The sequence below is a fragment of the Rhizobium sp. BK112 genome, from assembly GCF_014193215.1.
Classification (GTDB): domain Bacteria; phylum Pseudomonadota; class Alphaproteobacteria; order Rhizobiales; family Rhizobiaceae; genus Rhizobium; species Rhizobium anhuiense.
In genome coordinates, this window is sequence record NZ_JACHYZ010000001.1 from 496,633 (window position 1) to 508,636 (window position 12,004).

Consider the following 12,004-nt stretch of genomic DNA (forward strand, 5'->3'; position numbering starts at 1 on the left):
ACGGCTCAGCCTTTTCTCCGCAATTCAGGCATGACACCCACGCCGGCCGGCAGGCAAATCCCACAGCATTTCTGCTCTGCAAAACTGCCGATGAATACGTCTTCATTCATGTCGTGATTCGATTTGGCGGTGAAAGGATCGGACTTTGCGTTCTGGATCTATGGTTAAGAAATCCGCATTATTTCATCGACTTGTTTCGAAACGATTGATGGAGACTTTGCGGAGGGAGCGATGATGTTTGTGGAAACGGTTGCGCTGTGCCGTCGCTGACGCTCTCTTGCGAAAGGCAAGCCGAGCCCTCTTTCCATCCTGAAGTGCCAGGGCTCCGAAGAGCAAGGCCGGCCACCGGGGTCCGCTCCGGCTATACATGCGGCCGCAGCACCCATCACCCGCCTCCGTCCTTAGAGGCTCCGGCCTTCGGCCTGCGCATCTCAGGATGAGGGTTGATTGGTGTGTGGCGTGGCAGCGGCTGATCGGCGGCCGTGTGGCAGGCGGGCGATCGGTATGCCGTGTGGTACTGAGTGGTGCCGTGCAGAGTCTGGCTTGCCGTTCTGCTCTCCGGGGAGGCAAGCGGCGACGCCTCTCCCCCTCATCCTGATGCGCGCCGCAGGGGCTCTAAGGACGAGGCCGCCACGGGGGGCTCCGGCAATGGACGAGCACTGCCGAACGGCTGAAGCCGGCTTGGGATAGGGGGTCAGCCGACCATTGTGGAAGGATTGACCCAGTCTTGCCGCGGCATTTCGGGCTGCTGCGATCTCGGGCGAAACTTCACCAGCACCTCGCGGCCATCGGAAGAGGCCTTCGTGCGCTCAAGCGCATCGCGTTCGGCAACCGCCTGGCGCCAGTGTTCGTCGTCGCGGCCAATGGGCCGGCCCTGTTCTTCCCAGATCGCGTAAGCTCTTTTGCTGATCCATTCGTGGCGTCTGTCGCTCATCTATCCATTCCACTCGTCAAAGTGTTATTCGGCAATTCTGTCCGGCAGAACCGGCGACCGGCGTTTGGCTGCCATCAGCAGGTCGAGTTCGATAGAGGAGGGCCCGAAACGGGTGAACAGGCTTTCGGCCTGATCGCTCAGCAGGCCATATTTGGAAGCGAATTCATCAAGGCTATAGGGGCGGCCGCGCAGGATTCTGCTTCGGCGCTCCGGCTCACGGATTTGCGTCATTGGTGATAACCCCAGACTGTTTTGTGAATTATGAGAACAAAACAAATTACAACGACAAAGGTTCCGTGATTTTTCAGGGTTTTTTCGCCTCGTCGTACCGTTTTGGGGCGCCTGAATGCGGGTGGCATGAATTTTCCAAAAGGGTGCTGCCTGAGAAAATTTCGCCTAAAAAATGCAGGAATTTCAGCCGGTTATGAAATTGGCTTTCGCGGCGGCCGATAAATGGCTTTATCCCCGGCACGTTACTCTATAGAATCAATCGTGTTATTCGGTCCGCAGGGGCAATATTTTCCGTTCCCGCGTTGATGCCGACCGATACCGGAGGACTTGGCTTCAATCCAACAAGAGGAGACAGACATGATGAATGCACTGCCGCCACTTCATAACGGCCACGCGCCGTTTACCCTCCAGCAATTGTTCCGCGAAGCGCTCTATGCCTTCGAGGAATGGGATAGCGAATTGACCGAGCCGATCGTGACCCACGAAGGACGGATCATCCCCATCAGCTTCGTTTTCGAAGCCATGCGCGAATGCACCGACATCGTGCCGATGAATATCGTCGGCGCCGTCACCGAACGGCTGACCAAGCCGTGGGAGGGCGAAGGCCCGCTCGACCAGATGACCTTCTCGACGGCGGCACGCGTCATGCGCGTGCTGGTGCGCAAGCGCCTTCTCGCCAACGGCACGGCGGATCTCGTCGCCGTTTCGGCCCACGCGGCCGAAGACCAGAGCCGCGACTGACAGGACGAGGATCGCGGCCATGGCTGCGATCCTTTTCCGCTTTCTGGCGGAACCTCGCTCATCCCCAGCCGTTTAGTCCGCACAGCCCGCCACTACGGCGCCTCGCGTCTTCGGACGCGCAATTCTGTACGCGCAATTCTGTAGTGATGACGGCCGAGGAACGAGCATCATGCTGAAATCCATCGTTCATGAAATCATCGGCGCATCCAGGCATGAGCCGGAGCTTCCGCAATCGCTGGAGCAGTTTCGCGACAGGAAGCGGGTATTGATCATCTTCGCCGACGCGCAAGACGACCGTCCAATCATTCAGGACGAATGGCTGCGCAAGGCGCAAATGCGCCTCATCGAGGAAGACGTCGAGGTATTCACCATTGCCGGCGGCGGCGCGTTCGCGCTGTTCGATGATGACTGGGAGCTCGATGCCGACGATATTCGCGCGCGGCTGCAGGGACCGCCGGCCGGTGAGTTCGGCCTGATCCTGATTGAGCGCGACGGAACCGTCCGACTGCGGTCGAGCGAGCCGCAAACCGCGGAGGAAATTTTCGCGGCCTTCGAGACGCTGCCGAAGCAGACACCCTGGTAAGGCTTCAGCCTTCGGTCTGAAACGAAAGCGGGGGTGGCGAAAGCTGCGCTCCCCCTTTGCGTGTTCAGAGCTCGAAGGCTTCCTTGAGGCCGAGGCTCTTGCGTTCGCGCAGATCGAGGTCGGCCTCGATATGGGCGATATGATGCAGCATCAGCTGGCAGGCGCGGTCGAGTTCCTTGACTTCGATCGCCGAAATGATGTCGCCATGTTCGGAGTGGCCGCAGCTCGATGCGGTCGACCGGCCATAGAGCGCAATGACGAGGGATGAGCGGGCAACGAGTTCCTCCATGAAGCGCTGCATGATCGCATTGCCGGATATCGCCGCCAGCGTCAGGTGAAAATCGCCCGATGCCTTGATCTCGGCTCGGCGCGCCGTCTGGCCGCGCTCGCTCATCAGGCGGCCTTCTTCCAGCAGCAGCTGTCTCAGATGGGCGATGTCATCCGGCGTGATCCGGGCGGCTGCCTCGCGCAATATGCCGGGTTCGACGAGCCGGCGGGCGGAAAAGATCTGGCGCGCCTCATCCGGCGAGGGATAAGCGACGAAAGCGCCGCGGTTCTTCTCGACGCTGACGAGGCCTTCATAGGAGAGTGCCTGCAGGGCGGCGCGGGCAAGCGTGCGGCTGACATTGAAGAGATTGCCGACATCGCTTTCCGAAAGCTTGGTACCGGGCGAGAGCCTGCGCTCGACGATCGCTTCGCGAATGGCATCGCGGATCTGTTGCGCGCCGGTCTCGGCGGAGTCGTCGGCCTGCTGAGCCTTGGCAGCGGATTTCATGAAATCGATTTCCTGATGGTCGGCAAACCATATCCGTGTTCGCGGCAAAAGTTAAATAGAATTTGTGCCCGAAGTGACGCTGAAATTGTATACGATCTTTTGCACAAATCGCGCACGATAGCCTAAATCGTGAGCAGATGCGGTTCTGCCTATAATTCGCCCTTGAAACTTCTGTTGATATAAAATCCTTATTTCGCAACGGTTTGATGCAGAAAACTGCATTTGGCACGGCAGATGCATCGTCTTTTTCGAACAGGGGAAGGCATGATGTCGAAAGCGGCAGAGATCGATATAGTATCCGTTTCGAAGGTCTATGGCGCGACGACGGCCGTCCATGCGATCAGCCTGAAAATTCCGGCCGGCTCCTATTGCTGCTTCCTCGGCCCGTCGGGCTGCGGCAAGACCTCGACGCTGCGCATGATCGCCGGCCACGAGAGCATTTCGTCGGGCGATATTCGGCTCGGCAATGTCGTGGTCACCGACTTTCCGCCGGCCAGGCGTGGCACGGCGATGATGTTCCAGTCCTACGCGCTGTTCCCGCATCTCGACCTGATCGACAACGTCGCCTTCAGCCTGAAGATGAAAGGCGTCGACAAGCAGGAGCGGCGGGCGAAGGCGCGCGAGATGCTCAAACTGATGCAGATGGAGGCCTATGCCAGCAGGCGTCCGGCCCAGCTTTCCGGCGGCCAGCAACAGCGCGTGGCGCTGGCGCGCGCGCTGATCACCGATCCGGAAGCGCTGCTGCTCGATGAGCCGTTGTCGGCGCTCGATCCGTTCCTGAAGATCCGCATGCGCGCCGAACTCAAGAAGCTGCAGAAGTCGCTCGGCATCACCTTCGTGCACGTCACCCACAGCCAGGAAGAGGCGATGGCGCTCGCCGATGTCATCGTCATCATGAACGACGGCCGGATCGAGCAGGCCGCAGCACCCCGCGAGGTCTTCGAACGGCCGGCGACGGCCTTCGTCGCGCGCTTCATGGGCGATCACAATGTGCTGTCCGGCCAGGTGACATCGAGCGAGAACGGGGTGCTGGTCATGACGGTGCCGGAGGGGCAGAGCTTTTCCGTGCGCGGGACGGGCAGGGAGGTCGGCGAGCGCGTCGATATCGGCATCCGCACCGATCGCGTGCGCCTGCAGGTGGCGACCGAATGGACGCTCGGCTTCAACGGCATCGTCTCCAACATCGAATATCGCGGCTCTTCCGTGAAGATCACCGTTATCGGCGCCGGCAGCGACGATTTCACCGTCATATCAGACGACGGCGACTATTTCGCCCGGCCGGTCGCCGTCGGCGACACCGTCGCGCTCAGCTGGGCGCTCGAGGATGCCGTGCTTCTCGGCCGCTCCTCGGCGTGAGCCATCACCATCAAGAACCATGAACCTTCCATATCAAGAAAAGGGGAACTGACATGACGACTGAAACGACATCGACCAAGGCGGAGAAGGGTCTGTCCCGCCGCACACTGCTGAAGACGGGCGCTGCCGCCGTCGGCGCCATCGCCGGCTCCGGCGCCATCACCGGCTTTCCGACAATCTGGGCGCAGACGAACATCACGCTTCGCCAGTTCGGCACCGGCGTTTCCAACATCAACGCCATCGCCGAGAAGTGCAAAGCCGATCTCGGCATCACGCTGGAGATGACGGCGACCGATTCCGACGCCGCCGCCCAGCGCGCCGTCACCCAGCCCGACAGCTACGACATTGCCGATATCGAATACTGGATCGCCAAGAAGGTGTTCCCGACAGGCGTCCTGCAGCCGATGGACGTCAAGAAGCTGAAATATTACGACAAGATCGTGCCGCTGTTCATCAACGGCAAGCTGAAGCCGGAAAGCGTCATCGCCCAGGGCACGGCGCCGCACACGGTCGGCTTCGTCGAGGCTCCGGGCGCCAAGACCTTTGCCAAGGAACCGACGCAGTGGATGACGATGGTTCCGACCATCTACAATGCCGATACGCTCGGCATCCGCCCCGATCTCGTCGGCCGCGATATTTCGAGCTGGGCCGACATCATGGATCCGAAGTTCAAGGGCAAGACCTCGATCCTCAACATCCCGTCGATCGGTATCATGGATGCTGCGATGATCATGGAGGCTATGGGCAACATCAAGTATGCCGACAAGGGCAACATGACCAAGGAAGAGATCGACAAGACGATCGAATTCCTCATCAAGGCTAAGGGCGACGGCCAGTTCCGCGCCTTCTGGAAGAGCTTCGACGAATCGGTCAACCTGATGGCATCGGGTGAAGTGGTCATCCAGTCCATGTGGTCGCCGGCCGTCGCCGCCGTCCGCTCCAAGGGTATCGCCTGCAAGTATCAGCCGCTCAAGGAAGGCTACCGCGCATGGGGCGGCGGCCTCGGCCTTGCCTCGCACCTCAAGGGCGCGCAGCTCGATGCGGCTTACGAATATATCAACTGGTACACGTCGGGCTGGGTCGGCGGCTACCTCAACCGCCAGGGCTACTATTCCGCCTGCATGGAAACGGCCAAGAACTTCATGACAGCCGACGAATGGGGCTACTGGATCGAGGGCAAGCCGGCGCAGGGCGATATCCTGTCGCCTGAAGGCAAGGTCATGGAAAAGGCCGGCGCCGTTCGCGACGGCGGAGCCTTCGAAGCCCGCATGGGCGCGGTCGCCTGCTGGAACTCCGTCATGGACGAGGACCGCTACATGGTCCGCCGCTGGAACGAGTTCATCGCTGCGTAATGCGATTGCCGTTTTCCCCTCCTCAACCCTCCCCACAAGGGGGAGGGAGTCCGGAGGCGGTGCGGCAGAGAACTCCCTCCCCCTTGTGGGGAGGGTTGGGGAGGGGTCCTTTGAGCCCTCCCTGTCGGAAAGCAGGTGGCCCGGACGCCGCCGCGATTCTCTTCTCCCCCAGCGGGGAGAAGGTGCCGGCAGGCGGATGAGGGGGTGGCACGCACCTTCGTTCCACTTGACGTAATCAGAACGGAGAACCGGATATGGCGACCATCGCAGCGGAAACGGAGGAGGACGGTCAGGGCGCGCGCGGCGGGCGTGGACTGAGGCTCTCCCCATCGGCGATATCCTATCTCCAGGCGACGCCGCTGTTCGCCATTCTCGGCTTCTTCTTCCTGCTGCCGATCGCCATGATCGCGGTCGTCAGCTTCTGGGACTACGATTTCGCCGGTCTCTACCCCGATTTCCTCACCATGAACTATACCGACACGCTCGGTTCGTGGGTGACGTGGAAGACCTATCTCAACACGTTGAAATTCACCGCGATCGTCTGGTCGCTGACGCTCGTCATCGGCTTCTGGGTCGCCTATTTCCTGGCCTTCCACATCCGCAAGACCTCAACGCAGATGATCCTCTTCCTCGTCTGCACCGTGCCGTTCATGACGTCGAACATCATCCGGATGATCTCGTGGATCCCGGTGCTCGGTCGCAACGGCCTGGTCAATTCGGCGCTGATCAAAATGGGCATCATTCCGCAGCCGATCGAATGGCTGCTCTATTCCGATTTCGCCGTCGTGCTCGCCATGGTGCATCTCTATACGCTGTTCATGGTGACGCCGATCTTCAACACGCTGATGCGCATCGACCGGTCGCTGTTCGAGGCGGCGCGCGATGCCGGTGCGTCGGGCTGGCAGATATTGTGGAACGTCGTCATTCCGCTCGCCAAGCCCGGCATGGCGATCGGCACGATCTTCGTCGTGACGCTCGTCATGGCCGACTTTTCGACGGTTCAGGTGATGTCCGGCGGCCAGAGCGCCTCGGTGGCGCTGATGATGAAGAACCAGATGTCGCTGCTGCAATATCCGGCAGCGGCCGCCAATGCCGTGGTGCTGCTCGCCGTCGTGCTCCTGATGGTCGCGGCCATCCTGCGCGTCGTCGACATCCGCAAGGAGCTTTGAGATGAACCACGAAAAACGCGGCCTGCAATTCTATCTGCTGGCGATCTTCTTCATCATCTTCGTACTGTTTCTCTACGGCCCGCTTTCGGCGATCCTGATCCTCTCCTTCCAGGGACCGGACGGCGGCCTGACCTTCCCGATGAACGGCGTTTCCACCCATTGGTTCTTCAACCTGTTCGAGAAGCAGGCGGTCGGCGATTTCGGCGCCTCGTTCCGCCGTTCCTTCACCCTCGGGCTGATGGTGATGGCGGTGACGGTCGTCGTGTCGCTGCTTGCCGGGCTTGCCTTCCGCCGCCGCTTCCGCGGTTCGACCGCGCTGTTTTACGCCACGGTCGCAAGCCTCGTCGTGCCGTCGATCATCATCTCGCTCGGCATCGGCGTGGTCTTCCAGCAGGGAGGGCTGAAGCCCGCCTGGTATTCGTCGGCCTTCGGCGCGCATCTCACCTGGACGCTGCCCTTCGGCGTGCTGATCATGTTTGCCGTCTTCAACCGTTTCTCGCCGGCTTACGAAGAGGCGGCGCGCGATCTCGGCGCCAGCTCCTGGCAGACGTTCCGCCATGTCGTGCTGCCGATGATCGCGCCAAGCCTGATCGGCGTCGGCTTGTTCGGCTTCACGCTCTCCTATGACGAATTTGCCCGCACGCTGATGACCTCAGGCAGCTACAACACCTTGCCGCTCGAAATCTACGGCATGACGACCAACGTCACGACGCCGGTGCTCTATGCGCTCGGCACGGTGACGACGCTGTTTTCCTTCACCATCATTCTCATCGCCCTTGGCATCATGATGATGCTCAGCCGGCGGCAGGCAAAGATAAACTGATATGCGCATCCTCATCGTCAATCCGAACACAACGGCCTCCATGACCGAGAAGGCCGCGACCGCCGCGCGTGCGGTGGCAGCCTCCGGCACGGAGATCATCGCCGCGACGTCGCGCATGGGGCCGGTTTCCATCGAGGGACATTACGACGGCGCGCTGGCGATCCCCGGTCTGCTCTCTGAACTCCAGGAGCGGCAGGCGGTCGGCTATGACGCGGCTGTGATCGCCTGCTTCGACGATACCGGGCTCGAAGCGGCACGGAGCTTTGCCGATGTGCCGATCCTCGGGCTTTGCGAATCCGCCGTGGTGACGGCAGGATTCCTGGCGCAGCGCTTCACCGTGGTGACGACGCTGGAGCGCTCGCGGGTGCTGATCGACAATCTCGTGCGCCGCTACGGCATGGGCGAGCGCGCCAAGGTGCGGGCCTCCGACATCCCGGTGCTGGAGCTGGAAGATGCGGCCTCGGGCGCAATCGGCAAGCTCAGGGCCGAGATCGAGCGGGCGCTTTCAGAGGACGGCGCCGAGGCGATCGTGCTCGGCTGCGCCGGCATGACCGATCTGGCGCGCGAGCTGCAGGAGATCTACGGCGTGCCGGTCGTCGACGGCGTTGCGGCCGCCGTCAAGCAGGCCGAGGCGCTGGTGTCGCTCGGGCTTTCCACCAGCAAGCGCGGCTCCTATGCCTCGCCGCTGCCGAAACCCTTCAGCGGGGCGATGAGCGGTTTTGCGCCAGTCCGGAAAGCCGGCTGAGCCATGTCCGTTTCCTTCGATTTCAAACAGCTCAGCGAGCGCGAACGCTACAAGCTGATGATCGGCACGATCATCCCGCGGCCGATCGCGCTGGTGACGACGGTGGATGAGGACGGCCGGATCAACGCCGCGCCCTTCAGCTTCTTCAACTGCCTTTCTGCCGATCCGCCGATCCTTGCGATCGGGGTCGAGAACAATGCCGACATGTCGTTCAAGGACACGGGCCACAATATCCGCATGACCGAGGTGTTCACGGTCAATATCGTCTCCTTCGCCATCGCCGAGGCGATGCATGTCTGCGGCGCCAAATATCCGCGCGGCGTCGACGAGCTGAAGCAGGCGGGGCTGACGGCGATGCCGGGCGAGAAGGTCGCTTCGCCCTTCATCGCCGAGGCGCCGGCCGCCTTCGAATGCCGGCGGCATGTGACGCTGGAACTCGGCCGCTCGCGGCAGATCGTCATGGGTGAGATCGTCTATGCGCATTACCGCGACGGGGTCGTCGATCCGCAAAGGCTGCATGTCGATCCGGCAGCGGTCGATGCGATTGCAAGGCTCGGCGGCGATACCTGCGCCACCATCCGCGACCGTTTCGAGATGCTGACGCCGAAGCTCTGACGGGTGCGATAGGCCATAGGCCCAAGTTTTGCTTTACTTTTTCGGCTCCCGCGCGAATGGTCTGCACGGATTATCGCGGCAGAGGAGCGCTTACCCATGACAATCGAGAACGATCTCAGCCGGATCGCGGAGCAGGAGAAAGCGCTGAGCTTCGACGCTTTCGACCTGACGACGGCATGGCAGCTCGGCAAGCTCCTGCAGGAACTCGCCACCGAGCGCGGCCTCGGCATCGCGATCGATGTGACCTTGCATTCGATGCCGGTGTTTTACGCGGCACTCCCTGGCGTGACGCCCGATAACGTCAATTGGGTCCGCCGCAAGCGCAACATGGTGTTGCGCTATTTCCGCAGCAGCTATGCCTCCGGCCTGAAGTTGCAGAAGGACGGCAAGACGGTCGAAGACAATGGGCTTGATGGCGCCGACTATGCGCCGCATGGCGGCAGTTTTCCGATCAACGTCAAGGGCACCGGTTGCATCGGCGCCGTCACTGTCTCCGGCCTGCCGCAGCGCGACGACCACAATCTCGCGGTCGAGGCACTGGCGCTGATGCTGGCGAAGGATCTGGATACGTTGCGGCTTGCCCCGCCGCTCTGATGCGACCTTTCCTGCCGTAATTTTGACAGAAAAAAGCCATGAAAACTGCAAAATCGTGTCGCCGCTCCGGTGACGCGGCCCTATCCTGCGGCTAAGCTGCGGCATCGCACTCCTATTTTACCCCGGGACGCCATGATCCGCTTGTTTCTTGCGCTTGCCGCCATTGTCGGCTTCGGCCTTTTCCTTGCCTCCTGCAACACGCTGTCCAAGGAGGAATGCGTCGCCGCCGACTGGCGGGTGATCGGTGAGAGTGACGGGGCGGCGGGCTACGAGCCGCAGCAGCGTTTCGCCGCCCATGCGAAATCCTGCGAACGGGTCAAGATCATCCCCGATCAGTCGATCTGGTTCCAGGGCTATCAAGCGGGCCTGGTGCGCTACTGCACGCCGCTCAGCGGGCTTTCACGCGGCCAGGCGGGCAGCGGCTATGCCAATGTCTGCCCACCGGAAACCGCGCCGGGGTTCCTGCGCGGCTTCAACCTCGGCAGCAAGCAGCACGGGCTGCAGGAACGCCTCAACTCGATGCAGAACGACTATAGCTCCAAGGAGATGAGCATTGACGAGCTTTCCGACAAGCTGAGGGATGCCAAGGATGGCGACCGGTCGGAACTGCGCCGGCGGATCGAGGATCTGGAAGACGACATGCACGACATCCGCCGCGACCAGCGCGACGTGCAGGACGATCTCGACCGCGTCAACGAGGATGTCGAATGGTTCCAGCGCAACCCGAGCGCCGAACTGCCGGCGCCGGGTTACTGAAGCTCAGAGCTTGCCATTGGCCTCGGCGATGCCCTTCGTCAGGCTGCCGGTTGCCGGGAAGAGCGGAATGAGGCAGGCCTGCAGCGCGTGGTAGATATCGCCCTTGCCGGGGAAGAGCGAGTGCGAGGGCACGAGATCTTCCGTCAGTTCCTCATGCCAGCCGCCGTTCTTGTGGTCAATGAAGGCGCGCTCGATCACGTTCCAGATCTTGCGGTAGCTCTCCTCGTGGAAATCGCTCGGCAGATGTTCGTTGAGGAAATGGGCGGCAGCGGCGCCTTCGCAGGCCGGCCACCAGAGCTTATTGCGCTTGGCGGGCTTGTCGTCCCAGTCGAGCGTATAAAAGAAGCCGCCCTTGTCGTTGTCCCAGCCGAGCGCCATGGATTGGGCAAACAGCGCCTTCGCCGCATCCGGCATCCATTCGATGCGTTTGCCGCCGAGCGCCCAGAGCTGCAGGATCAGGCGAGCCCATTCCAGCCAATGGCCGGGCGTCGTGCCGGCCGGGCGGAACATTTCGTTCGGATGATAATAGGTCTTGTCGAGCTTCCATTCGGCGTCGAAATGCTCGGCGACGCGCCAGTCGACCGAACCGGCCGCGCGGCGGATGACGAGATCGGCGATGCTTTCGGCCTTGGTCAGATATTGCCTGTCGCCGGTCGCTTCGAAGGCCGCCATCAGCGCTTCGGTCAGGTGCATGTTGGAGTTCTGGCCGCGATAGGCGCCGCCGTCGAGCGGCTGCCAGTCGGCGGTGAATTCCTCCGCGATTGCGCCGTGCTTGGCTTCCCAGAACTTTGTGTTGAGGATCTCGGTGATATCATTGAGCATGCCGTCGGCAAGCGGATGGCCGATGGTCTTTGCGGAGGAGGCGGCCAGCAGCACGAATGCATGGCCATAGCCCTGCTTGTTGGAATCGACCGGACCGTCATTGTTAAGCGACCAGAAATAGCCGCCGTTTTTCCGGTCGCGATGATGGTTCCAGATATAGTTCATGCCGTGGTCGGCGACGTCGGCAGCGCCCGGACGGCCGAGCAGGGCGCCGATCGAGAAGCAATGCACGGCGCGCGCGGCAATATGGATGCCGCGAACCTGGCCCTCGGCGTCGAGAGGCCTGCCTTGGTCGTCGAGATCGTAGAAACCGCCCTTGGGGTTGACCGAATTGTGCTGGAAGAAATCGAAGAGGCCGTTCGCCTGGTTGAGCAGCCAGTCGCGATGATAGGCGCGGGTCGTCCAGTTTCCAAGCGCGGCATTGCCGGTTGCGGGTGCCATGATGCTCCTCCGATTTCGTGCACAAGCGTTGCAAACGCCTATATAGAGGTCGAGCAAGCCTGTCATC

General features: G+C 61.6%; 14 protein-coding genes. 10 read left to right on the top strand and 4 right to left on the bottom strand.

From position 1 onward, the window contains the following. Positions 1 to 694: 694 nt before the first annotated feature. Positions 695 to 934, bottom strand: coding sequence for a DUF2934 domain-containing protein (locus FHT75_RS02350; RefSeq protein WP_028755998.1), 240 nt, complete (start codon positions 932 to 934; stop codon positions 695 to 697). Positions 935 to 958: 24 nt separating this feature from the next. After that, the gene (locus FHT75_RS02355) at positions 959 to 1,165 is read right to left on the bottom strand and encodes a hypothetical protein (RefSeq protein WP_028756342.1); all 207 of its coding nucleotides are present in this window, start codon (positions 1,163 to 1,165) and stop codon (positions 959 to 961) included. A gap of 357 nt (positions 1,166 to 1,522) precedes the next feature. On the opposite strand from FHT75_RS02355, the gene FHT75_RS02360 reads away from it, so the two are divergent. Together FHT75_RS02360 and FHT75_RS02365 are read left to right on the top strand one after the other, a co-directional pair. Further along, positions 1,523 to 1,906, top strand: a complete 384-nt coding sequence (locus FHT75_RS02360; protein ID WP_028756343.1) for a hypothetical protein — start codon at positions 1,523 to 1,525, stop codon at positions 1,904 to 1,906. Between the two features lie 169 nt (positions 1,907 to 2,075). Next, complete coding sequence (locus tag FHT75_RS02365) at positions 2,076 to 2,489, top strand: DUF4174 domain-containing protein (RefSeq protein ID WP_097542124.1); 414 nt, start codon at positions 2,076 to 2,078, stop codon at positions 2,487 to 2,489. Between the two features lie 64 nt (positions 2,490 to 2,553). Here FHT75_RS02365 and FHT75_RS02370 read toward each other — a convergent pair whose 3' ends face one another. Next, positions 2,554 to 3,264: a GntR family transcriptional regulator gene (locus FHT75_RS02370; protein WP_132572645.1), complete on the bottom strand. Its 711-nt coding sequence runs from the start codon at positions 3,262 to 3,264 to the stop codon at positions 2,554 to 2,556. A 267-nt stretch (positions 3,265 to 3,531) separates the two neighbouring features. On the opposite strand from FHT75_RS02370, the gene FHT75_RS02375 reads away from it, so the two are divergent. The 8 genes from FHT75_RS02375 (at position 3,532) to FHT75_RS02410 (ending at position 10,674) form a co-directional block, all read left to right on the top strand. Further along, a complete protein-coding gene (locus FHT75_RS02375; RefSeq protein ID WP_028756346.1) occupies positions 3,532 to 4,620 on the top strand; it encodes an ABC transporter ATP-binding protein in 1,089 nt (362 codons plus the stop codon). A gap of 53 nt (positions 4,621 to 4,673) precedes the next feature. Continuing rightward, positions 4,674 to 5,972 carry a PotD/PotF family extracellular solute-binding protein gene (locus FHT75_RS02380; protein WP_047611023.1) on the top strand — a complete coding sequence of 433 codons (1,299 nt, stop codon included), beginning with the start codon at positions 4,674 to 4,676 and terminating at the stop codon, positions 5,970 to 5,972. Between the two features lie 254 nt (positions 5,973 to 6,226). Further along, on the top strand, positions 6,227 to 7,141 hold the full coding sequence (locus tag FHT75_RS02385) for an ABC transporter permease (RefSeq protein ID WP_028756356.1): 915 nt from the start codon (positions 6,227 to 6,229) through the stop codon (positions 7,139 to 7,141). 1 nt (position 7,142) lies between these two features. Next, positions 7,143 to 7,964 carry an ABC transporter permease gene (locus FHT75_RS02390; RefSeq protein WP_047611022.1) on the top strand — a complete coding sequence of 274 codons (822 nt, stop codon included), beginning with the start codon at positions 7,143 to 7,145 and terminating at the stop codon, positions 7,962 to 7,964. A gap of 1 nt (position 7,965) precedes the next feature. Then, complete coding sequence (locus tag FHT75_RS02395; protein WP_028756354.1) at positions 7,966 to 8,709, top strand: aspartate/glutamate racemase family protein; 744 nt, start codon at positions 7,966 to 7,968, stop codon at positions 8,707 to 8,709. 3 nt (positions 8,710 to 8,712) lie between these two features. Then, complete coding sequence (locus tag FHT75_RS02400; RefSeq protein WP_028756353.1) at positions 8,713 to 9,324, top strand: flavin reductase family protein; 612 nt, start codon at positions 8,713 to 8,715, stop codon at positions 9,322 to 9,324. A gap of 96 nt (positions 9,325 to 9,420) precedes the next feature. Then, entirely contained in the window at positions 9,421 to 9,918 is a 498-nt protein-coding gene (locus tag FHT75_RS02405) for a heme-degrading domain-containing protein (RefSeq protein WP_028756352.1), read from the top strand. Positions 9,919 to 10,050: 132 nt separating this feature from the next. Then, positions 10,051 to 10,674 (top strand): DUF2799 domain-containing protein, encoded by a 624-nt coding sequence (locus FHT75_RS02410; RefSeq protein WP_028756351.1) that lies wholly within the window; start codon positions 10,051 to 10,053, stop codon positions 10,672 to 10,674. A 3-nt stretch (positions 10,675 to 10,677) separates the two neighbouring features. Here FHT75_RS02410 and FHT75_RS02415 read toward each other — a convergent pair whose 3' ends face one another. Next, a complete protein-coding gene (locus FHT75_RS02415; RefSeq protein WP_063474580.1) occupies positions 10,678 to 11,937 on the bottom strand; it encodes an AGE family epimerase/isomerase in 1,260 nt (419 codons plus the stop codon). Positions 11,938 to 12,004 lie beyond the last annotated feature (67 nt).

Coding starts and splice junctions, on each gene's coding strand:
- FHT75_RS02395 (WP_028756354.1), top strand. CDS start 7,966: ATGCGCATCCTCATCGTCAATCCGAACACAACGGCCTCCATGACCGAG.
- FHT75_RS02380 (WP_047611023.1), top strand. CDS start 4,674: ATGACGACTGAAACGACATCGACCAAGGCGGAGAAGGGTCTGTCCCGC.
- FHT75_RS02370 (WP_132572645.1), bottom strand. CDS start 3,264: ATGAAATCCGCTGCCAAGGCTCAGCAGGCCGACGACTCCGCCGAGACC.
- FHT75_RS02375 (WP_028756346.1), top strand. CDS start 3,532: ATGTCGAAAGCGGCAGAGATCGATATAGTATCCGTTTCGAAGGTCTAT.
- FHT75_RS02355 (WP_028756342.1), bottom strand. CDS start 1,165: ATGACGCAAATCCGTGAGCCGGAGCGCCGAAGCAGAATCCTGCGCGGC.
- FHT75_RS02415 (WP_063474580.1), bottom strand. CDS start 11,937: ATGGCACCCGCAACCGGCAATGCCGCGCTTGGAAACTGGACGACCCGC.
- FHT75_RS02360 (WP_028756343.1), top strand. CDS start 1,523: ATGATGAATGCACTGCCGCCACTTCATAACGGCCACGCGCCGTTTACC.
- FHT75_RS02410 (WP_028756351.1), top strand. CDS start 10,051: ATGATCCGCTTGTTTCTTGCGCTTGCCGCCATTGTCGGCTTCGGCCTT.
- FHT75_RS02350 (WP_028755998.1), bottom strand. CDS start 934: ATGAGCGACAGACGCCACGAATGGATCAGCAAAAGAGCTTACGCGATC.
- FHT75_RS02365 (WP_097542124.1), top strand. CDS start 2,076: ATGCTGAAATCCATCGTTCATGAAATCATCGGCGCATCCAGGCATGAG.
- FHT75_RS02400 (WP_028756353.1), top strand. CDS start 8,713: ATGTCCGTTTCCTTCGATTTCAAACAGCTCAGCGAGCGCGAACGCTAC.
- FHT75_RS02390 (WP_047611022.1), top strand. CDS start 7,143: ATGAACCACGAAAAACGCGGCCTGCAATTCTATCTGCTGGCGATCTTC.
- FHT75_RS02385 (WP_028756356.1), top strand. CDS start 6,227: ATGGCGACCATCGCAGCGGAAACGGAGGAGGACGGTCAGGGCGCGCGC.
- FHT75_RS02405 (WP_028756352.1), top strand. CDS start 9,421: ATGACAATCGAGAACGATCTCAGCCGGATCGCGGAGCAGGAGAAAGCG.